Source organism: Amycolatopsis aidingensis, from assembly GCF_018885265.1.
In the GTDB taxonomy this organism is placed as follows: domain Bacteria; phylum Actinomycetota; class Actinomycetes; order Mycobacteriales; family Pseudonocardiaceae; genus Amycolatopsis; species Amycolatopsis aidingensis.
Window position 1 is genome coordinate 4351417 of record NZ_CP076538.1, and the last position, 23219, is coordinate 4374635.

At 71.1% G+C, this 23219-nt stretch carries 26 protein-coding genes; 11 read left to right on the forward strand and 15 right to left on the reverse strand.

The window, feature by feature from the left end:
* Window positions 1-56: 56 nt before the first annotated feature.
* On the reverse strand, window positions 57-1271 hold the full coding sequence (locus tag KOI47_RS19965) for a class I SAM-dependent RNA methyltransferase (RefSeq protein WP_232376125.1): 1215 nt from the start codon (window positions 1269-1271) through the stop codon (window positions 57-59).
* On the reverse strand, window positions 1268-3313 hold the full coding sequence (locus KOI47_RS19970) for an APC family permease (protein WP_216205647.1): 2046 nt from the start codon (window positions 3311-3313) through the stop codon (window positions 1268-1270). The genes KOI47_RS19965 and KOI47_RS19970 overlap by 4 nt, the downstream gene beginning before the upstream one ends.
* A gap of 92 nt (window positions 3314-3405) precedes the next feature.
* On the opposite strand from KOI47_RS19970, the gene KOI47_RS19975 reads away from it, so the two are divergent.
* Together KOI47_RS19975 and KOI47_RS19980 are read left to right on the forward strand one after the other, a co-directional pair.
* The gene (locus tag KOI47_RS19975; RefSeq protein WP_216205649.1) at window positions 3406-4068 is read left to right on the forward strand and encodes a potassium channel family protein; all 663 of its coding nucleotides are present in this window, start codon (window positions 3406-3408) and stop codon (window positions 4066-4068) included.
* Complete coding sequence (locus tag KOI47_RS19980) at window positions 4068-4724, forward strand: potassium channel family protein (RefSeq protein ID WP_216205653.1); 657 nt, start codon at window positions 4068-4070, stop codon at window positions 4722-4724. Before KOI47_RS19975 ends, KOI47_RS19980 begins: the two co-directional genes overlap by 1 nt.
* Window positions 4725-4893: 169 nt before the next feature.
* Here KOI47_RS19980 and KOI47_RS19985 read toward each other — a convergent pair whose 3' ends face one another.
* Together KOI47_RS19985 and KOI47_RS19990 are read right to left on the reverse strand one after the other, a co-directional pair.
* Window positions 4894-5562: a DUF3159 domain-containing protein gene (locus KOI47_RS19985; protein ID WP_216217414.1), complete on the reverse strand. Its 669-nt coding sequence runs from the start codon at window positions 5560-5562 to the stop codon at window positions 4894-4896.
* Between the two features lie 185 nt (window positions 5563-5747).
* Window positions 5748-6125: an OB-fold nucleic acid binding domain-containing protein gene (locus KOI47_RS19990; RefSeq protein WP_141995933.1), complete on the reverse strand. Its 378-nt coding sequence runs from the start codon at window positions 6123-6125 to the stop codon at window positions 5748-5750.
* 116 nt (window positions 6126-6241) lie between these two features.
* Here KOI47_RS19990 and KOI47_RS19995 point away from each other — a divergent pair, with 116 nt between their 5' ends.
* On the forward strand, window positions 6242-6976 hold the full coding sequence (locus KOI47_RS19995) for an alpha/beta hydrolase (RefSeq protein ID WP_216217415.1): 735 nt from the start codon (window positions 6242-6244) through the stop codon (window positions 6974-6976).
* Here KOI47_RS19995 and KOI47_RS20000 read toward each other — a convergent pair.
* The 3 genes from KOI47_RS20000 to dut are packed head-to-tail and all read right to left on the reverse strand — an operon-like array spanning window position 6973 to window position 8820.
* Entirely contained in the window at window positions 6973-7617 is a 645-nt protein-coding gene (locus KOI47_RS20000; RefSeq protein WP_216205657.1) for a LysE family translocator, read from the reverse strand. The genes KOI47_RS19995 and KOI47_RS20000 overlap by 4 nt on opposite strands.
* Before the next feature lie 22 nt (window positions 7618-7639).
* On the reverse strand, window positions 7640-8335 hold the full coding sequence (locus KOI47_RS20005; RefSeq protein ID WP_216205660.1) for a DUF3710 domain-containing protein: 696 nt from the start codon (window positions 8333-8335) through the stop codon (window positions 7640-7642).
* Window positions 8335-8820, reverse strand: coding sequence for a dUTP diphosphatase (gene dut / locus KOI47_RS20010; RefSeq protein ID WP_216205663.1), 486 nt, complete (start codon window positions 8818-8820; stop codon window positions 8335-8337). Before dut ends, KOI47_RS20005 begins: the two co-directional genes overlap by 1 nt.
* A 90-nt stretch (window positions 8821-8910) precedes the next feature.
* Here dut and KOI47_RS20015 point away from each other — a divergent pair, with 90 nt between their 5' ends.
* Window positions 8911-9402, forward strand: coding sequence for a DUF3093 domain-containing protein (locus KOI47_RS20015; protein WP_216205666.1), 492 nt, complete (start codon window positions 8911-8913; stop codon window positions 9400-9402).
* 119 nt (window positions 9403-9521) lie between these two features.
* Here the strand turns inward: KOI47_RS20015 and KOI47_RS20020 are convergent, their stop codons facing one another.
* Window positions 9522-9830 (reverse strand): DUF4193 domain-containing protein, encoded by a 309-nt coding sequence (locus tag KOI47_RS20020; RefSeq protein WP_216205669.1) that lies wholly within the window; start codon window positions 9828-9830, stop codon window positions 9522-9524.
* A gap of 423 nt (window positions 9831-10253) precedes the next feature.
* Here KOI47_RS20020 and cei point away from each other — a divergent pair, with 423 nt between their 5' ends.
* Window positions 10254-10949, forward strand: a complete 696-nt coding sequence (cei, locus tag KOI47_RS20025; RefSeq protein WP_232376126.1) for an envelope integrity protein Cei — start codon at window positions 10254-10256, stop codon at window positions 10947-10949.
* 3 nt (window positions 10950-10952) lie between these two features.
* Here cei and KOI47_RS20030 read toward each other — a convergent pair whose 3' ends face one another.
* Entirely contained in the window at window positions 10953-11762 is an 810-nt protein-coding gene (locus tag KOI47_RS20030; RefSeq protein ID WP_232376127.1) for an inositol monophosphatase family protein, read from the reverse strand.
* A gap of 73 nt (window positions 11763-11835) precedes the next feature.
* On the opposite strand from KOI47_RS20030, the gene ppgK reads away from it, so the two are divergent.
* Together ppgK and KOI47_RS20040 are read left to right on the forward strand one after the other, a co-directional pair.
* The gene (ppgK, locus tag KOI47_RS20035) at window positions 11836-12597 is read left to right on the forward strand and encodes a polyphosphate--glucose phosphotransferase (protein ID WP_216205672.1); all 762 of its coding nucleotides are present in this window, start codon (window positions 11836-11838) and stop codon (window positions 12595-12597) included.
* 161 nt (window positions 12598-12758) lie between these two features.
* Window positions 12759-14159, forward strand: coding sequence for an RNA polymerase sigma factor (locus tag KOI47_RS20040; protein WP_216217418.1), 1401 nt, complete (start codon window positions 12759-12761; stop codon window positions 14157-14159).
* A gap of 72 nt (window positions 14160-14231) precedes the next feature.
* Here the strand turns inward: KOI47_RS20040 and KOI47_RS20045 are convergent, their stop codons facing one another.
* Window positions 14232-14441 carry a hypothetical protein gene (locus tag KOI47_RS20045; protein WP_216205674.1) on the reverse strand — a complete coding sequence of 70 codons (210 nt, stop codon included), beginning with the start codon at window positions 14439-14441 and terminating at the stop codon, window positions 14232-14234.
* Window positions 14438-15025 (reverse strand): hypothetical protein, encoded by a 588-nt coding sequence (locus tag KOI47_RS20050; RefSeq protein WP_216205677.1) that lies wholly within the window; start codon window positions 15023-15025, stop codon window positions 14438-14440. Before KOI47_RS20050 ends, KOI47_RS20045 begins: the two co-directional genes overlap by 4 nt.
* 125 nt (window positions 15026-15150) lie before the next feature.
* On the opposite strand from KOI47_RS20050, the gene KOI47_RS20055 reads away from it, so the two are divergent.
* From KOI47_RS20055 to KOI47_RS20065, 3 genes are read left to right on the forward strand one after another with little or no spacing between them, the layout of a single operon-like run.
* Window positions 15151-16356, forward strand: coding sequence for a sensor histidine kinase (locus KOI47_RS20055; RefSeq protein WP_216217419.1), 1206 nt, complete (start codon window positions 15151-15153; stop codon window positions 16354-16356).
* Window positions 16356-17003 (forward strand): response regulator, encoded by a 648-nt coding sequence (locus KOI47_RS20060; RefSeq protein ID WP_216205681.1) that lies wholly within the window; start codon window positions 16356-16358, stop codon window positions 17001-17003. Before KOI47_RS20055 ends, KOI47_RS20060 begins: the two co-directional genes overlap by 1 nt.
* Window positions 17004-17033: 30 nt before the next feature.
* On the forward strand, window positions 17034-18467 hold the full coding sequence (locus tag KOI47_RS20065; protein ID WP_216205684.1) for an amino acid permease: 1434 nt from the start codon (window positions 17034-17036) through the stop codon (window positions 18465-18467).
* A gap of 4 nt (window positions 18468-18471) precedes the next feature.
* Here the strand turns inward: KOI47_RS20065 and KOI47_RS20070 are convergent, their stop codons facing one another.
* Genes KOI47_RS20070 through KOI47_RS20080 form a run of 3 tightly spaced genes read right to left on the reverse strand, consistent with a single transcriptional unit; the run spans window position 18472 to window position 21468 of the window.
* Window positions 18472-19302, reverse strand: a complete 831-nt coding sequence (locus tag KOI47_RS20070; protein ID WP_232376128.1) for a DUF6885 family protein — start codon at window positions 19300-19302, stop codon at window positions 18472-18474.
* On the reverse strand, window positions 19290-20645 hold the full coding sequence (locus KOI47_RS20075) for a type I glutamate--ammonia ligase (RefSeq protein ID WP_216205686.1): 1356 nt from the start codon (window positions 20643-20645) through the stop codon (window positions 19290-19292). The genes KOI47_RS20070 and KOI47_RS20075 overlap by 13 nt, the downstream gene beginning before the upstream one ends.
* Window positions 20646-20658: 13 nt before the next feature.
* Entirely contained in the window at window positions 20659-21468 is an 810-nt protein-coding gene (locus KOI47_RS20080; RefSeq protein WP_216217421.1) for an EamA family transporter, read from the reverse strand.
* Between the two features lie 340 nt (window positions 21469-21808).
* Here KOI47_RS20080 and KOI47_RS20085 point away from each other — a divergent pair, with 340 nt between their 5' ends.
* Window positions 21809-21988, forward strand: coding sequence for a DUF7455 domain-containing protein (locus KOI47_RS20085; protein ID WP_216205689.1), 180 nt, complete (start codon window positions 21809-21811; stop codon window positions 21986-21988).
* Between the two features lie 57 nt (window positions 21989-22045).
* Here the strand turns inward: KOI47_RS20085 and KOI47_RS20090 are convergent, their stop codons facing one another.
* The gene (locus tag KOI47_RS20090; protein WP_216205692.1) at window positions 22046-23215 is read right to left on the reverse strand and encodes an ROK family transcriptional regulator; all 1170 of its coding nucleotides are present in this window, start codon (window positions 23213-23215) and stop codon (window positions 22046-22048) included.
* Window positions 23216-23219 lie beyond the last annotated feature (4 nt).

Consider the following 23219-nt stretch of genomic DNA (forward strand, 5'->3'; position numbering starts at 1 on the left):
GCGGTCCGGCAAGGGAACCGTCATGGGCTCGTTATCAAGGTGTCATGTCAGCGCTATCACTTCGCCGGGCTGAGGAGGGCGACGCACTCGACGTGGTGGGTCATCGGGAAGGCGTCGAAGGCACGCAACCCGGCGAGGTGGTAACCATGCCCGGCGAAGGTGGCCAGGTCACGGGCCAGCGCAGCCGGGTCGCAGGCCACGTACACCACCCGCTCCGGCCGCCCCCGTGCGATCGCCTCGACCACGGCGTTACCCGCGCCCTTACGCGGCGGGTCCAGCACGACGACCTCCGGACGCTCGTCGACCTGCCGCAGCACCTGGTCCACCCGCCCCGCCTGCCAGCGCACCTGCGGCAGGTCGGCCAGGTTGGCCCTGCCATCCCGCACGGCCTGCGCACTGGACTCCACCGCCAGCACGCCGCCCGCGGTACCGACCTGCTCGGCCAGCACGGCGGCGAACAACCCCACCCCGGAGTAGAGATCCCACACCCGCGCACCCTGGCTGGCGGCCGCCCACCGGCCCACCACGGTGGCCAGCGCGTCGGCAGCCGCCGGGTGCACCTGCCAGAAGCCGTGCGCCGCGATCCGCCAGTCCCGCCCGGCGGCGTGCTGCACGGCGACGCCGCCCTTGACCTGCCGGGACTTCCCCTTGCCTCGCACGGTGGTCAGCTCGCGCAGGTGCGTGCGGCCCGCGCCGTCGCCGGTCACCTCCAGCTCGCTGCCCGGCCGCCAGCGCACGGACAGCGCCTCCTCCATCGCCTCCGGAACCGAGATCGGGCAGCCCGCCAGCGGGATCACCCGGTGGCTGCGGTGCGCCCGCAGGCCGGCCCTGCCCTCCTCGTCGGCCACCAGCCGCACCCGGCTGCGCCAGCCGAGCGGGCCGCCGGGCAGCGCCTCGACCTCCACGCTGCGCTCCAACCCGGCCAGCCTGCGCAGCTGCTCGACGATCACCTGCGCCTTCAGCTCCCGCTGCGCCTGCGGTTCGGCGTGCTGCCAGTCGCAACCACCACACAGGCCAGGAGCGGCCAGCGGGCACACCGGCTCCACCCGGTGCGGGGAGGCGCGCAGCACCCGTACCGCGTCGGCGCGGCAGAACCCGCGCTGCCGGTCCTCGGTGACCTCGGCCAGCACCAGCTCACCGGGCAGGGCGTGCCGCACGAACACCACCCGGCCGTCCACCCTGGACACGCAGTGGCCGCCGTGCGCCACGGCGCCCACCTCCAGCTCCAGGGTGCGGCCCAGCCAGCTGTCCTGACTCGTCGTGGCACTCACCTGCGCTCCTCGTCCGAGCCGTTGTCCGAGCCATTCGTCGCCCGCTGCGTGCCGTACAGGCCACGGCGGACGTCGCCCGCGATCGGCCGTTCCCACGCCCCGGTCCCGGAGCGCCGCTTGGAGGACTCCAGCTGCCACGGCACGCTGGTCACCATCACCCGGGGCTGGAAAAGCAGCCTGCCCTTCAGCCGCAGCGCGCTCTGGTTGTGCAGTACCTGCTCCCACCAGCGTCCCACCACGTACTCCGGGATGAACACCGTCACCACGTTGCGCGGGCTGTCCCCGCGTACCCGCTTGACGTAGTCGAGCACCGGCTTGGTGATCTCCCGGTATGGCGACTCGACCACCTTGAGCGGAATGGAGAAGCCGTGCCGGTCCCACTCGGCCACCAGCGCCCTGGTGTCGGCGTCATCCACGTTGACGGTGACCGCCTCGAGGATGTCCGGCCTGGTCGCCTTGGCGTAGGCCAGCGCGCGCAGCGTCGGCTTGTGCAGCTTGGAGACCAGCACGATCGCGTGGTTGCGCGAGGGCAGCACCGGTGGCTTGGCCTCCTCCTCGCTCAGCTCCTCGGCGACCCGGTCGTAGTGCCTGCGGATCGCGGTCATCAGCCAGTACACGGCGGCCATCGCCACGATCGAGATCCACGCCCCGGCAAGGAACTTCGTCGCCAGCACGATGACCAGCACGGCGCTGGTCATGAACAGGCCGAAGGAGTTGATCGCCTGCGCCTTGCGCATCCGGCGGCGGGCGTCCGGGTCGGTCTCGGTGCGCAGCAGGCGGTTCCAGTGCCGGATCATGCCGCTCTGGCTGAGCACAAAGGACACGAAAACACCGACGATGTACAGCTGGATCAGGCTGGTGACCTCGGCGTCGAAGGCCACCACCAGCAGGATGGCGAACCCGGCCAGGAACAGGATGCCGTTGGAGAAGGCCAGCCGGTCGCCCCTGGTGTGCAGCTGGCGCGGCAGGTGCCGGTCCTGGGCCAGGATCGAGCCGAGCACGGGGAAGCCGTTGAACGCGGTGTTCGCCGCCAGCACCAGGATCAACCCGGTGAAGAAGATGACGAACCAGATCCCCGGGGAGAAGTCGGCGAACACCGCGTTCGCCAGCTGGGCGACCAGGGTCTTCTGCTCGTAGCCTTCCGGCGCGTTGACCAGCTGGGTCTCCGGATGCTCCGCCATCACCACCCCGGTCACCCTGGCCAGGAACAGCAGGCCGAGGAACATGGTGATGGCCAGCACGCCCATCAGCAGCAGGGTGGTGGCGGCGTTGCGGCCCTTGGGCTTGCGGAAGGCGGGCACCCCATTGGCGATCGCCTCCACCCCGGTCAGCGCCGCGCTGCCGGAGGAGAACGCGCGCAGGATCAGGAAGACCAGGCCGAACCCGGCGAGGTGGGTGTCCTCCTGCACCAGGACGAGGTCGGCGCTCTCCGCGCGGACCTCGTCACCGAGCACGAACACCCGGAACGCACCCCAGCCGATCATGCCGACGATACCGACCACGAAGGCGTAGGAGGGCAGGGCGAACGCGGTCCCCGACTCGCGTACCCCGCGCAGGTTGACGGCGGTCAGCAGCAGGATCGCGCCGACCGCGAAGGCCACCTTGTGGGTGGCCACGAACGGTACGGCGGAACCGATGTTGGCCGCAGCCGAGGCGATGGAAACGGCGACCGTGAGCACGTAGTCGACCAGCAGCGCGCTGCCGACGGCCAGCCCCCAGCGCGGACCGTGGTTGACCGAGGCGACCTCGTAGTCCCCGCCGCCGGAGGTGTAGGCGCGGACGTTCTGCCGGTACGAGGCCACCACCGAGACCATGACCAGCGCCACGACCAGCCCGATCCAGGGGCTGAACACGTACGCCGACGCCCCCGCGACGGACAGCATGAGGAGGATCTCCTCCGGCGCGTAGGCCACGCTGGACATCGGGTCGGACGCGAATACCGGCAGTGCGATGCGCTTGGGTAGCAGCGTGTGCGAAAGCCGGTCGCTGCGGAACGGCCGGCCGAGGACCAACCTCTTCGCCGCAGTGGTGAACTTGGACACCGCGAAAGCCTAAAGTGCGGCGGGGGCGGCGACGCGGTACGGGTGAGGGTAGGTTCTCCGGCGGGTGAACGCCTACGGGAGGAGATTGCGGCGTGCACGTGGTGATCATGGGATGCGGCCGGGTCGGCGCGTCCCTGGCCGCTGCGCTGGGCAGACTGGGCCACGAGGTGGCGGTGGTCGACAAGAGCCGGCAGGCGTTCCGGCGGCTCGGCAGCGACTTCCACGGGCTGCAGGTGACCGGCAACGGGTTCGATCGCCAGGTGCTGGTGGAGGCCGGGATCGAACGGGCCGGGGCCTTCGCGGCGGTCTCCAGCGGGGACAACTCCAACATCATCTCGGCCAGGGTGGCCAGGGAGACCTTCGGCGTTGAGCACGTGGTTGCCCGCATCTACGACCACAAGCGGGCGGCCGTGTACGAGCGGCTGGGCATCCCGACGGTGGCGACCGTGCCCTGGACCACCGACCGCTTCCTGCGCACCCTCCTGCCGGACGGGGTGGCCACCTCCTGGCGCGACCCCACCGGCACGGTGGCGCTGCTGCAGCTGCCGCTGCACGAGAACTGGGTCGGCCGCAGCGTGCGTGACCTGCAGGACGCCACCGGCGCGCGGGTGGCGTTCATCATGCGCTTCGGCACCGGCGTGCTGCCGAAGTCCAAGACCGTGCTGCAGGCTGACGACCTGGTCTACGTGGCCGCGCACTCGGGCACGGTCAGCGATGTCACCAGCGTCGCGGCGCGCGCGCCGGAGGAGGACTGATGCGGGTCGCGATTGCGGGCGCGGGCGCGGTGGGGCGGTCCATCGCCACCGAGCTGATCGACGCCGGGCATGCCGTGATGCTGATCGAGCGGGAGTCCACACAGTTCATGCCGGAGACGGTGGAGCAGGCGGACTGGGTACTCGGCGACGCCTGCGAGGTGTCGACGCTGGAAGAGTCCGGGATCCAGCTGTGTGATGTGGTCATCGCGGCCACCGGGGACGACAAGGTGAACCTGGTGGTCTCGCTGCTGGCCAAGACGGAGTTCGCGGTGCGCAGGGTGGTCGCCAGGGTGAACACCCCCGCCAACGAGTGGCTGTTCACCGAGGCCTGGGGGGTGGACGTGGCGGTGTCCACCCCGCGGATGCTGGCCGCGATGGTGGAGGAGGCCGTCAGCGTCGGTGACCTGGTGCGGCTGATGACCTTCCGGCAGAGCCAGGCCAACCTGGTCGAGCTGACCCTTCCCGAGGAGACGCCCCTGGCCGGCCGCCCGGTCCGCGAGGTCACCCTTCCGGGCGATGCCGCGCTGGTCACCATCCTGCGTGGTGAGCGGGTGATCGTCCCCCAGCCGGATGAACCCCTGGAACCCGGCGACGAGCTGCTGTTCGTCGCCCGCACCGACGTGGAGCCGGAAATCCGCGCCGCCCTCGGCTACTGACCCTTACTGGCCGTAAGTCAACAGCCAACGCATGCGCGTGAGCGGCCAACGCGTGGATGTGAGCGGCCAACGCATGCGCGCAGACGGCAAACACGGCGACCAGTCGTGTTTGCCATTGACGCGCGCGCGTTTGCGCTCCACGCGCACGCTTTTGCCGTTCCCGTACGGTTCAGGCCTGTTGCGGGGGCGGGGTCTGGCCGTACTTGAGCCGGAGGCTCTCCTCGGTTTCGGCGTCCGCGGCCTCCTCGGCCTCGCGCAACGCCTTGAGCCGCTTGTCCGAACGGCGGACGGCCCACACCACCACCAGCAGGGCGAGCCCCCACAGCGGGGCTCCCATCACGATCTTGGCAACGGCCAGCCAGCCGGTGAGGTTCTCGTCGTACAGCCAGCGCTGCACCACGAACCGGCCGGCGAACACGGCGACCATCGCCAGGGTCGCGATGTCGTAGCCGTAGCGGGAGAACTTGTCCTTGCGCCAGGCCATGCCCGCCCCGTTGATGGCGTTCCACACCACCCCGGCCAGCGGCCAGCGCACCAGCACCGACACCAGCAGCACGCTGCCGTAGATCACGCTCGCCCAGATCCCGAACAGGAAGAAGCCCTTGGCCGAGCCGGTCCGGTAGGCAATGAACGCGGCGATCGCCACCCCGAACAGGCCGGAGATCGCCGGTTGCACCGGCTCCTTGCGCACCACCCTGAGCACGGTGATCGCGACGGCGACACCCACCGCGCTCCAGATCCCCGCCTGCAGCCCGAACAGCGCGTTGGCGAGCACGAACACGACCACCGGGACCGCGGAGTAGACGAGGCCGGAGACGCCGCCCATCTGCTCCAGCATGGTGGGCAGCTTCTCCTGCTCCTGATCCTGTTCCCGCTCCCCCTGCTCGGCGGTCTCGGCCACCGGTTTCCCCGTGGTGCCGTCCTCGGCCTCGGGCTGCTTGTCGGAGTTGGCAGCGGGCTCAGTCACGATGCGCGAACACTCATTCCTCGGTTGTCAAAGCCGTCCAGCGGACCACGGAACCGCTACGTGCTGGTCTGCAGCTCGTAGTACGGGTTGTACAGCACCTTCTTGCCGTCGCGGTCGGCCATCCTGCCACGCGCCTTGATGGTGCGGCCAGGCTCGATGCCCGGGATCCGCCGCCTGCCGAGCCAGACTAGCGTCACGCCGTCGGTGCCGTCGAAAAGCTCGGCCTCCAGGGTGACGGCCTGGGTGTTCGGGCACAGCTCGACACTGCGTAACCGGCCGAGCACGATGACCTCCTGGCCGGACCGGCAGTCACAGGCACGCTGCGCCCCTCCCGCTTCCGAACGCTTCGAGAGGTCATCTGCGTCGAGATCCTGAACGTCGCTGGTCAGCTTGCGAACCAACCGGCTGAAGTAGCCGCCGTCTTTGGCGGGCATACGCGGTACTCCTGTGCTCCGGGGCCCCCGACTCAAACGGCCCGTGCAGGGACCAGCGTAACCCTTCCCGGGCGCGAAAAACCGCTTTCCGCCATGATCGCAACGTGACCTCGACTATGCCCGGCCCGACGCCCGCGACGCTGCCCGCGCGCCGGGCCGTGCTGCTGCCGGGAACGGGTTCGGACGAGGTGTTCGTGCGCTCGGTCTTCGCCGGCCCGCTGCGGGCGCTCGGCCTCGAGGTACTGGCCCCTCCCCCGCCCCCGGCCGAAGCGCTGACCAGCGGGTACCTGGCCCGGCTCGACGCCGAGGCTGAGGCGGCCAGAGAGCCCCTCCTGGTCGGCGGCATCTCGCTCGGGGCGCATCTGGCGGCCGAGTGGGCGCTGCGCGAACCGGCGCGCTGCGCGGGCGTACTCGCCGCCATGCCGGCATGGAACGGCTTGCCCGCCGCGGCTCCCGCCCGGCAGGCCGCGCTGGTTTCCGCCGAGCAGGTGGACCGGGACGGCCTGGACGCGACCCTGGCCCGCTCCGCCGCCGCGGTGCCGGCCTGGCTCGCCGCGGAGCTGGACCGGGCCTGGCGCCGCTACGGCGAGGGACTGGCCACCGGCCTGCGCGCGGCGGCCTCGCACCCCGCCCCCGAACTGGCCGAGCTACGCCTGCTCGGGGTCCCGGTTGGCATCGCAACCTGCACCGACGATCCCGTGCATCCCGCCGCCGTCGCCTGGGAATGGGCGGCCGCGCTGCCCAGCGCCGCGGTATGCGAGACCACCCTGGAAGCGCTGGGCAGGGACCGGGAGTCGCTGGGCCGCGCCACGGTGCTCGCCTGGCTGCGGGCGCGCGGCCGCAGCCGTTAGGTTCCCTGCTCGGCCACGGCCACGAAACCACCCAGCCCGATCATGGTGGCACCGCTGGCCAGCCGCTGCCGCGACCACCAGCGCGGGTTGCGCCGCAGCCTGGCCCCGATCCCGCCCGCGAACAGCGCGACCACCAGGTCCGCGAGCACGGCCATGGCGACCGCGATCAGGCCGAGCAGGATGAAGACCAGCGCCGCGGGAGCGCGCTCGGGGTGCACGAAATGCGGCAGCAGGGCCATGAAGTACAGGGCGGTCTTCGGGTTCAGCACCTCGCTGAGGATGCCCTGCAACAGCGGCGAGCGGGCCAGCCTGCGGGCCGTGCCACCGGCGTCCTCGGCCGCGGGCTGCCCGTGCCGCCGCTGGAACATCAGGTACAGGCCGAGGCCGATGAGGTAGGCGGCTCCCGCGAACTTGACCACGGTGAAGGCGACCACGGAGGTGGCCAGCAGCGCCGAAAGGCCGAGCGCGGCGGCGACCACATGCACGCAGGCCCCGATCCCGTTGCCCAGTACCGAGCGCACACCCTCACTTCTCCCGCCACGCAGGCTCCTGGCCAGCACGTACAGCATCCCCGGCCCAGGGCTGACGGCGAACAGCGCCGCCGTGCCCAGGAACACGAACCATTCGGTGAGACCTGGCACGGTACGACCGTACCAGAACCACTCAGCCCTGCTGTTGCTGTGACTGCTGTGACTGCTGCTGGGCGATGTGCTCCGCGACCGCCTCCGGCAGCTGGATCGGCAACGGGGTACGCACCGGCATCGGCGCGTCGCCGCGCGCGACGATGGTGCCCCGCACGATGTCCCGCAAGGTGTCCGGCGCCTGCGCCGCCTGCGACTGCGGGCCCGCGATCACCCCGCGCAGCATCCAGCGCGGGCCGTCCACGCCGACGAAGCGCAGCGCCACCTCGCCGACCACGGCCGAGAGCTCGGTCCCCCACTCGCCCGCACCGCTGGCCACCTTGGCGCCGTCGGAACGCAGCTGCTCGGCAAGCTCCGCGCTGACCTCCGCCCAGAGGCCACCGGACCGCGGCGCCGCGTAACCGCTGACGGTCACCTGGCCGTGCGCGGTCACCACGTGCACCGCGCGCACGTTCCCGCTCGCCTGGTCCATCTCGACCTGCACCTGCGAGCCGTCCGGCACCGGCACCCGCACCGAGCCCAAGTCGATCCGCGGGATCTCGTCCTCCGGGGCCTCGGCGAGGTCGTACGGCCCGTCCGCGCCGGTGACCGTCGCGGGTTCCTCCGTCTCGTCCTCGTACTCGTCCTCGGCGAAATCCTCCTCGTCCGGCGCCGCGTGCCGCCCCGCCTGCGGAGGCTGCGCGTCCGCACCCCGGCGCTTGCGTCCGAAAATCCCCACTAGCTCTCCGTTCCTTCCACGGCGACTGTGCTGCCGAGTACGGCATGTCCCCCGGTCGAACCGTATCCGCCCGCGCCCCGCTCGGAACTCTCGAGTTCGGCGACCTCCAGGAACTCGGCCCGCTCCACCCGCTGGATCACCAGCTGGGCGATCCGGTCACCGCGGGTCAGCTTGATCGGCTCGCGCGGATCGTGGTTGACCAGGCACACCTTGATCTCACCCCGGTAACCGGAGTCGATGGTGCCCGGGGTGTTGACCACGGAGAGGCCCGCGCGCGCGGCGAGCCCGGAACGCGGATGCACGAAACCGGCGTAACCGGGCGGCAGCGCGATGGCCACGCCGGTACCGACAAGGGCCCGCTCACCGGGGTCGAGCACGAGGTCGGTGGTGGTCACCAGATCGGCACCGGCATCACCGTCCCGGGCATAGCTCGGAACGGGGACGTCGGGATCGGTTCGGGAAAGCAGTACCTGCACGCTGGACACGGACCGCGAGACTACCCTGAGCCCGTGGGCGAGAGCACAGGCGCGGCCGATCAACGCACAGACGAACGGACGGACGGACAAGCGGGCGAGATGACGGCGACGAGCGGAGAGACCGCGAAGGGACGAGTGCTGTACAGCGAACGGCTGTACGTGCCCTGGTGGGGCTGGCCGCTGCCGCTGATCGGCGGTGGGCTGCTCGCGGCCGAGATCCACATGGGCTACCCGGGCCTGCGCGGATGGCTGCCCTACCTGGTCATGCTGCCCCTGGTCGCCGGGCTGCTGCTCGCGCTGGGCAGGGTCAGGGTGCGGGTCGCCGAGACCGGCCAGGAGGGGACCCGCGAACTGTGGGCCGGCGAGGCCCACCTGCCGACCCGGTTCGTCGGCGAGGTCGAGGTGATCGGTAAGGAGCGCAAGCGCAAGACGCTCGGCCCGGAACTGGACCCTGCCGCCTACGTGCTGCATCGCGGCTGGGTGGGCCCGCTGCTGCGGGTCACGGTCACCGATCCCGATGACCCGACGCCCTACTGGCTGATCAGCACCCGCAAGCCGGCGGCGCTGGCCGAACTGCTCCGCACCCGGTGATGGCAACAGGGGTGGCAAGCGAGCCGCTCACCACCCCTGTTGCCATGTTCGAACCTCGATCGCCGCCGATCGCCGCCCCCACCGTGGGCCATGCCGGTGCCGTGGCCGCCACGGGCAGATCAGGCACAGTCGCGGCAGATCATCTGGCCGCCGTTGTCCTCGGCCAGGCGGCTGCGGTGGTGCACCAGGAAGCACACCGAGCAGGTGAACTCGTCGGCCTGCTTCGGAACCACCTTCACCGTGAGGTCCTCACCGGACAATCCGGACAGGTCGGCCCCAGGCAGTTCGAAGTTCTCGGCACTCGCGTCCTCGTCGACGTCGACGACGCCGGACTGAGTCTCGCTGCGCCGCGCCTTCAGTTCCTCCAACGAGTCTTCGGCCAACTCGTCGGCCTCGCTGCGGCGCGGAGCGTCGTAGTCGGTCGCCATTGTCCCTCACCCCTGCGATCAGCTTTGATGTCAGATGTCCGGACCCCCGGGCCGCGCCCGTGAGCCGCCCGTGAGTCCTTGTGCCGCTGGACAACGTTCCAGCGCCCCTGTTTGTGCCCGGCTTCGCAGTGAGCCAGATCTCCCTGCGAGAAGATCCCGATCTACACCGGAGCCCGCAGAGGGTAGCCCATGGTTTACCCAGGCCGGAAACAGGTCACCCGCAGATCGCGATACATCACCCGTCAGGAGGAGCGGCGTGGCCGATCTTCGTCCGATTTTCGCAGGTCGGGCGGCCACACCAGGCGCGGCGAGCGGTTCGTAACACGAATTGGTATACCGACCTGAACCTCCCGGACTGTAACGCCTAGGCTGATCAGCGACGACGGTGTTGACAACGGCACGATCGGTGAAGGGACTAGCCAGGTGACGTCGGGGAGCGGCTGGATCGGCCATGGCGGCAGCCGGAAGTCGAAGCCGTACCGCAAGTATCGTCCCCTGCCCGCGCTCATCGTGATCGGCCTGCTCGGCGTCATCTCGGTCTTCGTCTGGCTGAACGTGATCGTGCGCAACAACGACCTCGACGACGCCGTCCGCTGCGAACCGCCCGCCGCGCCGCCACAGGGCACCGTCTACACCTCGCTCGGCCACAGCGGGCTGGGCGGCACCTCGCCGATACCACCGGACAAGGTCGCGGTCACCGTGCTGAACGCCAGCGGCGCGCGCAACCAGGCGGCGATGACCACCGAGGCCCTGCGCAAGCTCGGCTTCACCCAGGTGGGCGAACCTGCCAACGACCCCGCCTACGCCAAGCGGGAGGCGGTCTGCCACGGCCAGATCCGGTTCGGCGAGAACGGCGAGGCGGCGGCGCGCACGCTGAGCCTGGTGGACCCGTGCTTCGAGCTGGTCAGGGACGGTCGCAAGGACGCGAGTGTCGACCTGGCCATCGGCACCACCTTCACCGGGGTGCGGCCTCCTCCGCAGGCCGAGGAGATCCTGGACGAGCTCGCCACATGGTCGGAGCGGCACGGCAGCACCGGCGGCGGCGAGCAGGCGACCGGCGAGCAGGCCCCGACCATCTCCCCGGAGCGGATCAGCGAGGCCCGCCAGGCGCACTGCTGAGGATCAGATGCGCGCGGCGCCGCACTCGATCAGCGCCTCCCGCAGTGGCACCGCAATGGACGGGGCGGCCGCGCAGGTGAAGTCGGCACCGGCGACCGGGTCGGTGCCCGGCGTGCTGACCACCGCACCCGCCTCCGCCGCGATCAGCGCGCCCGCAGCCCAGTCCCACGGCGAGAGGCCGTGCTCGTAGTAGGCGTCGATCCAGCCGGCGGCCACCGCGCACAGGTCCAGCGCCGCCGAGCCGCTGCGCCGGATGTCCCGCACCTGGCCGAGCAGTTTGGCAGCCGTCTCGGCCTGCCGTCCGCGTCGCTCGGCGCGGTAGGCGAAGCCCGTGCCCACCAGCGTCAGGTCCAGCCGCGGCGGCGCGGACACCGACAGCGGCCTGCCGTCCAGGGTGGCCCCGCCACCGCGCACCGCCTTCCAGCACCGCCCGCTGACCGGTTCCACCACCGCGCCCGCCACCGACACGCCGTCGACCTGCGCGGCAAGGGACACGGCGAACCACGGGTAGCCGTAGACGAAGTTCACCGTGCCGTCGATGGGGTCGACCACCCAGGTCACCCCCGCACCGTGGGCCCCGCCCTGTTCCTCGCCGAGCACCTGCTCCCCGGGGCGCAGCTCGGCGAGGCGGGTGCGGACGAGCCGCTCGGCCTCGTGGTCCACCGCGGTCACCACGTCGGTGTCGGTGCTCTTGGTACCGACCCGCAGTGGCGTGCCGTCCTGGATCGCCACTCGCGCGTCCCGGACCAGCTCGGCGGCCTCGGTGGCGACCCGTTCGGCAACGTCGGACAGCTGCGACTCGATAACTCCCACGCGGACATGGGACCACACCCGGATAAAGTCTCGCGTGCAGGCGTTCTGAATCGAGAATGAAGGGACCACGCCAATGACGGCGACCCGCGGGTTCGGCATCGACATCGGCGGCAGCGGCATCAAGGGCGCTCTTGTCGACCTGGAAAGGGGCCAGCTCATCGGCGACCGGCTCCGGATCGACACCCCACGCCCGGCAACGCCGGACGCCGTCGCCGAGGTGGTGGCCGGCGTGGTCGAGCACTTCGAGTGGGACGGCCCGGTCGGCGTCACCTTACCCGCGGTGATCAAGAAGGGCTGTGCGTGCACGGCGGCGAACATCGACCCGTCCTGGATCGGGACCGACGCCGACGCGCTGTTCGCCAAGCGGCTCGGCAGGAACGTCGAGGACGTGGCGATGCTGAACGACGCCGACGCGGCCGGCATGGCCGAGATACGGTTCGGCGATCCGGCTGGCCGCAACGGTGTGGTCACCCTGCTGACCTTCGGGACCGGCATCGGCAGCGCCCTGTTCCACGACGGGAAACTGGTACCGAACACCGAGTTCGGCCACCTCGAGGTGGATGGCCACGACGCGGAGAAGCGGGCCGCGGCCTCGGTGAAGGACGTCGAGGAGCTGTCCTATCCGGAGTGGGCGGAGCGGGTGCAGCGGTACCTGTCCGTGCTGGAGGGGCTGCTCTGGCCGGATCTGATCATCGTCGGCGGCGGGGTGAGCAAGAAGGCCTCGAAATGGGTGCCGCTGCTGGACGTGCGCACCAAGATCATCGTGGCGTCGTTGCAGAACAACGCGGGTATCGTCGGTGCTGCGGCGGCCGCCGCGGAGGGAATCGAGCACTGATTCCGGCATGCGGAAGCACGCCGGGGAGTGATCGCTTCGCGACGGCCCGGCGCATCATCGTTACAATGGAACGCGGTCCACTGCTGCGGGAGGCAAACTCGCAGGCAGGACCCGTGTTCCCCGAATCTGAGGAAGCTGGGACGTACGTGTCTCGGCTCGTCATGATCGACCGCTGTGAAAGGGCGTACGTGGCAGCCGCAAGAACCGCAACCAGAAGCGGGACGAAATCAACGAGCGCCGCCAAGACCTCGACGGCCGCCGAGGACACGGCGGACGAGCCCGACACCACGGGTGACGCGGCCAAGAAGCCCCGTCCGAAGTCCTCGGGCCAGAAGTCGACCGCGAAGAAGGCTCCCGCGAAGACCACGCGTGCCCGCAAGGGCACCACCAAGGGCGAGGAGCCCAAGGTCGAGCCGGAGAGCCCCGGCGAGGAGGTCGACGCCGCCGACCTCGAGGATGTCGACCTCTCCGATCTCGAGGTGGACGCCGTGGAGGTCGACGTCGTCGACGCCACGGTGACCGAGGAGGAGGCCGACGAGGAGGAGGCCGGTAAGGGCAGCAAGCCCACCGACCCCGACTTCGTCTGGGACGAGGAGGAGTCGGAGGCCCTGCGCCAGGCGCGCAAGGATGCCGAGCTGACCGCCTCCGCCGACTCGGTGCGCGCGTACCTCAAGCAGATCGGTAAGGTCGCGCTGCTCAACGCCGAGGAAGAGGTCGAGCTGGCCAAGCGCATCGAGGCCGGGCTGTACGCCGCCGACCGGGTGCGTGCCGCCGAGGAGGAGGGCGAGAAGCTCACCACCCAGATGCGCCGCGATCTCAAGTGGATCGTGCGCGACGGGGAACGGGCGAAGAACCACCTGCTCGAGGCGAACCTGCGGCTCGTGGTGTCCCTGGCGAAGCGCTACACCGGACGCGGTATGGCCTTCCTGGACCTGATCCAGGAAGGCAACCTGGGCCTGATCCGCGCGGTCGAGAAGTTCGACTACACCAAGGGCTTCAAGTTCTCCACCTACGCCACCTGGTGGATCCGCCAGGCCATCACCCGCGCGATGGCCGACCAGGCCAGGACCATCCGGATCCCGGTGCACATGGTCGAGGTGATCAACAAGCTCGGCCGGATCCAGCGCGAGCTGCTGCAGGACCTCGGTCGCGAGCCCACCCCCGAGGAGCTCGCGAAGGAGATGGACATCTCCCCGGAGAAGGTCCTGGAGATCCAGCAGTACGCCCGCGAGCCGATCTCGCTGGACCAGACCATCGGCGACGAGGGCGACTCGCAGCTCGGTGACTTCATCGAGGACAGCGAGGCCGTGGTCGCGGTGGACGCGGTGTCGTTCACCCTGCTGCAGGACCAGCTCCAGTCGGTGCTGCAGACCCTGTCCGAACGCGAGGCCGGTGTGGTGCGGCTGCGGTTCGGCCTCACCGACGGCCAGCCGCGGACGCTGGACGAGATCGGCCAGGTCTACGGGGTCACCCGGGAACGGATCCGGCAGATCGAGTCGAAGACGATGTCCAAGCTGCGCCACCCTTCCCGCTCGCAGGTGCTGCGCGACTACCTGGACTGAACTCGCGAACAGGCACTGAGCCAGTCGTCCCGAAGGCCCGCCGACCGATCGGTCGGCGGGCCTTCGTCTCGCTCAGCCGCGGCCGGTCCGGCGCCGGCGTGAGCTGGAGAGGATGACCAGCGCGACGCCCAGCACCGCCATGACCACGCTGGCCGGGATGTGCAGGACCGGCGGCAGCAGGTGCAGCTGCACGAACCAGGAGCGCGAACCGCTCTCCGCGACGCGGTTGATGAACCCGCCGACACCCTGCACGATCAGCAGGATTCCGAGTACCTCGATCACGATTCGACCATCTCCTTCTCCCCGGCCGGGGTCAGCACCTGCCACAGCGGGCCCACCACGAACCAGATACCGGTGAGCAGACCGAGCCTTGGCAGCCAGCCCGACCACAGTGCGGTGGTCCGCTCAGGGGTGCCGACGACGAAGATCAGCACCAGCAAGACGGACGCGGTGATCGCGCAGGCCAGCACGCACTTGCCCCATTCCCGCCACTCGTACCGGGTCCGGGCCGGGCCTCGCTTCGCACGTTTCGGCGGTGGTGGGCCGCCGGCGAAGCGGTGCGCGAAGCGGGCATCGGCCCAGCGCACCATGCTGGGTCCGAACACGATGCTGAAACCGAGGTACGCCGCGGCGATGCCGTGTACCTCGTTCGCCCGCGCCCCGCCCGCGACGTCGATCATGGTCGCCACCAGCACACCGACATCGAGCAGCGGCGTCGCGGCGAGCAGCACGAGCCCGGTCCGGCGCAGCCGCAGTACGTACCTGGCGACCAGGCCACCCACGATGAACACCCAGAACCCGATCTCGCCCGCGGCGATGACCGCCGCGAGCGGGTTCCCGGCGAGAAAATCCAGCACGTTGTCCACGCCATCAGGGTGTGATCCGCCGTCCGACGAGCGCGTCGGCCGTGGGCAGGAGCCCGCCGTCATCAGTTCGTAGGACGTCCCGCCCTGGCTGGATGTGCTGAGATGGTCGCGTGCGGCCGTCCATCATGCTGTCTCGGTTCCGGTTGAGCAGGTTGCCGCCGTACCGGCAGGACGCACTGATCGCCTGCTTCACCTTCGGCGGCGGCAGCCTGCTGTACCTCGCCGGGCTGTACCAGCTGTTCGGCGACCCGGCCGACGCCCCGTTCTGGCTGCGTATCGCGCTGTACGCCCTGCTGTGCTCGACGCAGGTGCTGCGGCGGCGGGCGCCCGCGCTGGCGCTGGGCCTTGCCACCCTGCTGCTGGGCGTCGACATGCTGGCGCTCGGCCTGGCCGCCCCGACCCTGGTCGCGTTCTCCGATCTCGTCTATGCCGCCACGCTCTACGGCTCCCGGCGGCTGAGCCGGGCGATGATCCCGGTCGCCGCGATCGGGACGCTCGGGGTGACCGCCGCAGCGCTGATCCTGGCGCCCGACTGGCGGCTCGGGGTACTCGCGGCCTTCGCCTGCCTGCCGTTCCTGGTCACCCCGGTGTGGTGGGCGGCGAACGTGCGCCAGCAGCGGGACATCGCCGAGTCCGAACGCGCCAATGCCGCGCAGCTGGCTAGAATCGCCGAACTGGACCGGCAGGCCGCGGTCGCGAGTGAACGGTCCAGAATGGCCCGTGATCTGCACGATGTCATCGCGGGACACCTTTCCGCCATCGCGATCCAGTCCGAGGCCGCGTTGTCCATGGCGTCGGCGGAGGAACGCTCCGGGCTGGTGCATACCGTGCTGGAGTCGGTGCGCGGCAACAGCGTGGACGCGCTGGCCGAGATGCGCGCGATGATCGGGCTGCTGAAGGCGGGCGACAACGGAACCGAACGGACGGCGCCGCCCCGGCTGAGCGAACTGTCCAAACTGGTCGAATCCGCCAGGGCGAGTGGTATGGCGGTGGAGGTGGACCTGCGGCTCGACCCGGACGCCGCGTTACCGGCGGCGGTGGACCTGACCGCGTACCGTATCGCTCAGGAGGCACTGACCAACGCCGTCAAGCACGCACCGGGCGGCACAGCCGCCCTCACCATTCGCCAGCACGACGGGCGGGTGCACGTCGAGCTGACCAACGATCTCGGCCAGGCAGGCACGGCCGAGGGCACCGGCACCGGGCTGGTCAACATGCGCGAGCGAGCCCACTCCATCGGCGGCTCGTTCCGCGCAGGCCCTGGCGGACGCGGGTGGCAGGTGGCGGCGGTGCTCCCAACCACCGACGGCAGGACGGAGCAGGCGGGCTGATGACCATCCGGGTACTCATCGCCGACGACCATGGTGCCGTCCGGGCCGGCCTGGCACTGATCCTGAACCATGCCGAGGGCATCGAGGTGGTGGGCGAGGCCGCCGACGGCGCGACCGCGATCCGCCAGACCCGGGCGCTGCGGCCGAACGTGGTGCTGATGGACGTCCGGATGCCCGGGGTGGACGGTATCGCGGCCACCAGGGAGCTAGCCGGTACGAACGCGTGCACCGTGCTCGTGCTCACCACCTTCGACCTCGACGAGTACGTCTACGCGGCGCTGCGGGCGGGTGCCGCCGGGTTCCTGCTCAAATCGGTGGACTCGGCCCGGCTGGTGGAGGCCGTGCGGCTGGTCGCCGCGGGCGAGGGTGTGCTTGCCCCGCAGGTCACCCGCACCCTGATCAACGCCTTCGCGGCCGGCGCCCCGCCACCCGCGGCCGAACCGGAGGGGATGAGCGAACTGACCGAACGCGAGCGCGAGGTGCTGGCCTGCCTCGGCGAGGGCCTCTCCAACGCGGAGATCGCGGGCAGGCTGTTCATCGGCGAGACCACGGTGAAAACCCACGTGTCCCGGGTGCTCACCAAGCTCGGGCTGCGCTCGAGGGTGCAGGCGGCCATTCTGGCGAAGGAGCACCACTCCGCCGAATAGCCATCACCCGATCGGATACCCTGCTGCGCGATGGGCGTGCTGCGAACACTGAATGTCGACGACGTCCTCGCGCACCATCGAGACAGCGGCCTGAGCCGCGGGCTCCGGGCCAGGGACCTGGTCGGCGCCGGCATCGGCATCATCATCGGCACCGGCGTCTTCACCCTGGCCGGGGTGCAGGCCAAGCTGCACGCCGGGCCGTCGGTGACTCTCTCCTTCGTGATCGGCGCCGTGGTGGCCGGGCTCGCCGCACTGTGCTACGCGGAGCTGGCCTCCGGTATGCCGACCGCGGGCAGCGCCTACACCTACGCCTTCGCCACCCTCGGCGAGGTCTTCGCCTGGCTGACCGGCTGGGTCCTGCTGCTGGAGTTCGCGCTGGGTGCGGCGGTGGTGTCCCGCGGCTGGTCCGGCTACCTGGCGAATTTGATGGGCCTGCCGCCGGAGCTGTTCGGTGAGGAAGCCATCGTGAATCTCGGCGCGGTACTGATCATCGCGGTGCTCACCGTGGTCGCGGCACGGGGCATCCGGCAGTCCGCAACGGTCACCAACGTGCTGGTGCTGGTCAAGGTCGGGGTGTGCGCGCTGATCCTGCTGGTCGGGGTGTTCTTCGTCGACCCGGCCAACCTCAGCCCCTTCGTCCCGCCCGCGCAGCCACCCGACCCCGGCGCGACCGGGCTGGACCAGCCGATGGTGCAGGCGTTGCTCGGCGTGCAGCAGTCGGTCTACGGCTTCGCGGGCATGCTCACCGCCGCCGCGATCGTCTTCTTCGCCTACACCGGGTTCGAGGCGCTGGCGAACCTCGGTGAGGAGACCAGGAACCCCTCCCGCGACCTCAAGATCGGCATCCTCGGCGCGCTGGGCCTGTGCGCGCTGCTCTACCTCGGGGTGTCCCTTGTGCTCACCGGGATGGTGCCCTACGTGAACATCGACGAGAGCGCCCCGCTGGCCGCCGCCTTCGAGTCGGTCGGCATGCACTGGATCGGCGCGCTGATCTCGCTGGGTGTGGTGGCCAGCCTCACCTCGGTGATGCTGGTGGAGCTGGTGACCATCGGCAGGGTGGGCTTCGCCATGGGCCGGGACGGGCTGCTGCCCCGCGGGCTGGGCCAGGTGCACCCACGGTGGGGAACGCCACATCGGATGACCTTCCTCGCGGGTGCCGTGGTCGCGCTGCTGGCCGCATTCCTCCCGATCGCCGCGCTCGCCGACCTGGTGAGCATGGGCGCGCTCGCCGCGATGATCGTGGTCGCGGTGGCCGTGCCGGTGCTGCGCAAGCGCAAACCGGAGCTGCACCGCCCGTTCCGGGTGCCGCTCTCCCCCGTGCTGCCGATCCTCGCCGCACTCGCCTGCCTTTACCTGATGCTCAACCTGGACCTGCTGACCTGGCTCGCCTTCGGCGGCTGGCTGGTATTCGGCATGCTGCTCTACTACGGCCACGGCCGGCACAACGCCCGCACCCTGCGGTAAGCCGTCACCGCGGTGGCGGGCTGCCGTTGTCCCAGAGCTCGGGCCGTAACCCGGCCGCGGTGACGATCCGGCGCGCCGTGGCCGCCTGCCCGGCGGGGACCACCAGCAGCACCCCGCCGGGTGCCGAGCCCTCCCGCCGCAGCGCCGCCGCGAGATGCTCAACCGGTTGCAGGTGCACCCCGCGGTCGCCGAGCGAGGGATATGTGTCCACAACGGACACCAGAGTGCCCTCGGCGCCGGTAATCGTCCCGCCGAGGATCACGAAATGCCCCACCCGCCATCGGGACATCCACAGTGGAGGCATTCCGGTGTGCAGGTAGTCCTGCAGCGCCCGCTGCGGGGTGTCCTGTGCGCCGAACAGCCCGGTGGCCACATTGGCCAGTACCGCGGCCCGGTCCAGCCCGTGGGCCGCGCGAAGCAGGGTCCCGAGCGCGGCAGGGTCCCAGTCCCCGCTGGCCGGGACCGCCGCCAGCCCGCCTGCGGAGAGCCGCTCGATGGCATGCGCGACCCCGGCGGCCGAGGTGCCGGCCGCGGCCGGGTCGCGGGTGGACGGCAGGTCCAGCCGGAAGTCGTCCCGGCCGGACTCGGTCTCCGGCCGGGAGGAATCGGCCGAGCCGGCCGGATCGGCCCGCGCCAGCAGCACGGAACCGGCCGCGAGCGCGGCCTCGTCCTGGTCGGTCACCGCGAACCCGGCGGCACGTAACGCGACGAGGGCGACGAAACCGCCGCACAGCCCGTCTTTCTGCGGCATCTCAGCACGCGCCCGCGCCAGCAGCAGCGGCGCATGCGGCAACCAGCGCACCTCGTCCAGTAACGACAAGCTCAGTACCGCCACAGGTGCGCGTGCACGATCTCCGCGGGCTCCTTGCCCTCTGCCCAGGCCGCGTCCGAGGCCCGCACGGCCCGGAACGCGGCGAGCAGGTCGGTACCGAGGACCTCGGGCACCACCTCCGAACCGGTGAGCGCGGCGTCCCGCTCCGCGGGCGAAACCGGAAGCCGCTCGATCCCGCGCGCGGCCCGCTCCCGCGCGGTCCAGGTGCCGGGGTCCTGCCCGATCGGTTCCGGGAGGATCAGCCCCTGCTCGATGCCAGCCATCCCGGCGGCCAGCAGCACGGCCAGCGCCAGGTACGGGTTCGCCGAGGCGTCGGATGGCTTGAGCTCCACATTGGCGTGCTCGGGGCCCAGCAAGGCGGAACCGGGCACATAACGCAGTGGCGCCTCCCGGTTCTGCACACCCCAGAAGGCGTAGGCGCTGGCGAAGTACCCCGGCCGCAGCCGCAGCCCCGACGGCACGCTCGGCGCGGTGACCGCGGTCACCGCGGGCAGCTCGCGCAGCAACCCGGCCAGGTAGGCCGCGCCCTGCTGCCCCGGCCACTGCCCTGTTCCGGCCAGCAGGTTGCCACCGCCGCGCCAGATCGAGGTGTGCAGATGCCAGCCGTTGCCCGCGGCCTGCGGGGTCACCAGCGGCGCGAAGCTCACCCGCAGCCCGTGCGCGTGCGCGGCGGCATGGATGGTCTGCCTGGCCAGCAGCTGGTCGTCAGCGGCGGACACCGGGTCGGTGGCGGCCAGGCTCAGCTCGACCTGCGCCAGCCCGTACTCGGCGTGCAGCTGCCCGATGCGCAGCCCGTTGGCTTCCAGGTCGTGCAGCAGCGCCGCGATGAAGTCATCCAGCGGCACCAGGGCGTGCGGGCTGTACGCGGGCCCGCCGTGCCCTGGCTCGGACCCGATGTCCACGCTGCCCGCCGGCGCCACCGCGAACTCCAGCTCGTAGCCCGCGAGCAGTTGCATTCCCTGCCGCGCCGCGGCCTCGACCTGGCGCTCCAGCACGCTGCGCTGGCAGTAGGGCCACGGGGAGCCGTCCGTGTCCAGCTGCCGCCCCGGCGCCCAGGCCAGCGCGGGCTGCCCGGAGAGCCTGCGCAGCCGCTCGACCACCGGCACCAGCCGGACGTCGCCGGAGGGGGTGGGCAGGACCGGCTGGTCGTAGGTGATCGCGTCATGGCTGTCGAACACGGCGAACAGCGAGGTGATCCCGACACCCCGGGCCGCGGCGTCGGCGAGCCCGCCGATCGGCACGACACGCGAGCGCGGGATGCCGTTGTTGTCCGCCCATGCCAGGTGCACACCGCGCACTCCGGTGGCGGCGAGGTCCTTCGCCGCCGCGGACGCCGCCTTGGTCATCCCGGCATCCTACTCAGGGTGGTTCCGGCAGGTCATCCGCTTTGCCCGGCTTGGCATCCCCGGAACGCAGCGCCACCCCGGCCACCACCGCCAGGGTGCCGATCGCCTCCAGCGTGGTGGGCACCTGGCGCAGCACCACCAGCCCGGTCACCGTGGCCGTCACCGGCAGCAGCGCGAGCAGCAGGGCGAACCGGGCCTGCCCCACCCGCCGCAGCACCAGCTGGTCCAGCGCGTAGGGCACCACGGTGGACAGCACCCCGACGCCGATCCCGAGCAGCAGCAGCCGTGGCGATCCCCACACCTGCCCGGTGCCCAGCGCCAGCGGGCAGAGCAGCACGGTGGCGACGGCGAACCCCACGGCAAGACTGTCGATCCCGCCACCGCCAACCGCCACCCGCCTGCCGAGCAGGATGTACCCGGCCCAGGCCGCGGCCGCGGCGAGCGCGAAGGCCACCCCGGCCGGGCTGCCGGCGAGCTGGACGTCGGCGATGCAGAACACACCCGCGGCCACCAGCCCGAGCGCGGCGAGATCCCGCGGCCCGCGGGAGCCGAAGGCGGCCACCACCACTGGCCCGACGAACTCCAGCGCCACCGCCGTGCCCAGCGGCAGGCGCGCGATGGCCTCGTAGAACACCACGTTCATCCCCGCGGTGACCAGGCCGAACGCCCCGGCCAGCAACAACGGACGCCCCCGCCAGGCTGCCCTGGACGGCCGCCGCCAGGCCAGCAGCACCACCGCGGCGCCGAGGCAACGCAGCCAGGCCACCCCGGCCGGAGTGGCGGCGCCGAACAGCCATACCGCCATGGCCGCACCGAGGTACATCGAGATTCCGCTGAGAACGAACAAGGCCGGAGCCGGAATCGTCGCCAGCCGCCGCGAACGCGCAACAACACCCACGTGTGCATGGTGCCTGAGCGGGGAAAACAGCAAGAACGGGGACGCCGTCCCTGATGCCGAGATTCGATCTACGACATCCGGGGTAATTCGCCGTGACACACCTCGCACAGGCCCGGGAACACTTGCGAGCCACAAAACGTCTGCAAGAGTAGAGCCAGCGAGCACCGCGGAGCCGGAGCCGACCCGGGCGACGGCGGACAGACCGGGAGTGGTCGCGGCTGGAAAGATGGCATCGGATGCGATGCCGGGACGGAGGGAGACTCCAATGACGTCATCTACGCTCACCCGCCCCGAACTGACCGCTGCAGACCGTTGCGACCGGTGCGGCGCCGCAGCACAGGTACGCGCCATTCTTCGTACCGGGGGTGAGCTGCTGTTCTGCGGCCACCACGGCCGGGAGTACGAGTCCAAGCTGAAGGAACTGGAGGCCGACGTGCAGCGCTGAGCGCGCTGAACAGGTACCGGCGGATGGCGGGGACTCTGACGGGTCCCCGCCATCCGTTTACACGGTGTCCAGCACGCTCTCGAAGGCGGCCTCGGCGGCACCGAGCAGTTTCACGTCCACGCCCAGCGCCGATGGCTGCACCCGGACCCCGCCGACCGCCCTGCTCACCAGGCTGCGCTGCCGCACCTGCTTTCCCACCCAGTCGACAACCGAGTCGGGCAGGGCGGTGAACAGGTCGCCCAGCACCACCAGTTCCGGGCCGAGCAGGTTGACCACGTTCACCAGGCCCAGGGTCAGCCACTCGGCGAACTCCCCGAGCCGCCGCAGCGCGGCCGCGGGATCCTCGGCCAGCTTGCGCAGTTCCACCACGAGTGCGCCCCGGGAGCTGTCCTCTGGCAGGTCAAGGGCGCGGCACAGCGCGGCCTCCCCGACCTCGGTCTCCCAGCAGCCCTGGCTACCGCAGTAGCAGCCACGACCACCGGGCCGGATCACCATGTGCCCTATCTCACCCACGTAGCCCGCGGCGCCGCGCAGCGAGGAACCCTGGGCGACCACTCCCCCGCCGACCCCGACGTCGGCCGAGACGTACACCGCGTCCGCGGCGCCCCGCGCCGCGCCGCGCAGGTGCTCGGCCAGCGCGCCCAGTTCGGCGTCGTTGCCCACCAGCACGGGGATCCGCAGCACCGCGCCGAGCCGGTCACCGAGTGCGACATCGCTCCAGCGCAGGTTCGGCGCCTCGCGGACCAGCCCGTCGGAACGGCGCACCACCCCGGGCACCGAGATCCCCGCGGCGGTGGGCCGCACCCCGAGGTCACTGGCGAGGACCGCGGTGGACTCCAGGATGTGGGTGATCACCTCGTCCGGCTCGCGGGTGCGGCCGTGCAGGTTCCAGCTGTTCCGGCCGAGGATCTGCCCACCGAGCCCGACCAGCGCGATCGCCACGTGCTCCACCTGCACGTCCACCGCGAGCACCACGGCCGCCTGCGGCTGCGGCAGCACCAGCAGCGAGGGCCGTCCGGCGCCGCGGCCGGGCCGCGGCACCCGCTCCTGCACCACACCGGCCTCGGCGAGGCCGTCCACCAGTGCCTTGATGGTGCTGCGGTTGAGGCCGAGCTCCGTCGCCAGCGCCGCTCGGGTCAGCGGGCCGTCGACGTGCAGCACCCGCAACAGGGTTGTGCGGTTGTACCGGCGCACCTCGTCCGGTCGCGCCACGGATGTGCTGGTCACAACG

Bases quoted from the DNA above. Each gene is read 5' to 3' on its own strand.
- KOI47_RS19980 (WP_216205653.1), top strand. From the start codon at position 4,068: ATGCGGGTCGCGATTGCGGGCGCGGGCGCGGTGGGGCGGTCCATCGCC.
- KOI47_RS19985 (WP_216217414.1), bottom strand. From the start codon at position 5,562: ATGCTGGAGCAGATGGGCGGCGTCTCCGGCCTCGTCTACTCCGCGGTC.
- KOI47_RS19990 (WP_141995933.1), bottom strand. From the start codon at position 6,125: ATGCCCGCCAAAGACGGCGGCTACTTCAGCCGGTTGGTTCGCAAGCTG.
- KOI47_RS19995 (WP_216217415.1), top strand. From the start codon at position 6,242: ATGCCCGGCCCGACGCCCGCGACGCTGCCCGCGCGCCGGGCCGTGCTG.
- KOI47_RS20015 (WP_216205666.1), top strand. From the start codon at position 8,911: ATGACGGCGACGAGCGGAGAGACCGCGAAGGGACGAGTGCTGTACAGC.
- KOI47_RS20020 (WP_216205669.1), bottom strand. From the start codon at position 9,830: ATGGCGACCGACTACGACGCTCCGCGCCGCAGCGAGGCCGACGAGTTG.
- ppgK (WP_216205672.1), top strand. From the start codon at position 11,836: ATGACGGCGACCCGCGGGTTCGGCATCGACATCGGCGGCAGCGGCATC.
- KOI47_RS20040 (WP_216217418.1), top strand. From the start codon at position 12,759: ATGATCGACCGCTGTGAAAGGGCGTACGTGGCAGCCGCAAGAACCGCA.
- KOI47_RS20055 (WP_216217419.1), top strand. From the start codon at position 15,151: ATGCTGTCTCGGTTCCGGTTGAGCAGGTTGCCGCCGTACCGGCAGGAC.
- KOI47_RS20060 (WP_216205681.1), top strand. From the start codon at position 16,356: ATGACCATCCGGGTACTCATCGCCGACGACCATGGTGCCGTCCGGGCC.
- KOI47_RS20065 (WP_216205684.1), top strand. From the start codon at position 17,034: ATGGGCGTGCTGCGAACACTGAATGTCGACGACGTCCTCGCGCACCAT.
- KOI47_RS20075 (WP_216205686.1), bottom strand. From the start codon at position 20,645: ATGACCAAGGCGGCGTCCGCGGCGGCGAAGGACCTCGCCGCCACCGGA.
- KOI47_RS20080 (WP_216217421.1), bottom strand. From the start codon at position 21,468: ATGTACCTCGGTGCGGCCATGGCGGTATGGCTGTTCGGCGCCGCCACT.
- KOI47_RS20085 (WP_216205689.1), top strand. From the start codon at position 21,809: ATGACGTCATCTACGCTCACCCGCCCCGAACTGACCGCTGCAGACCGT.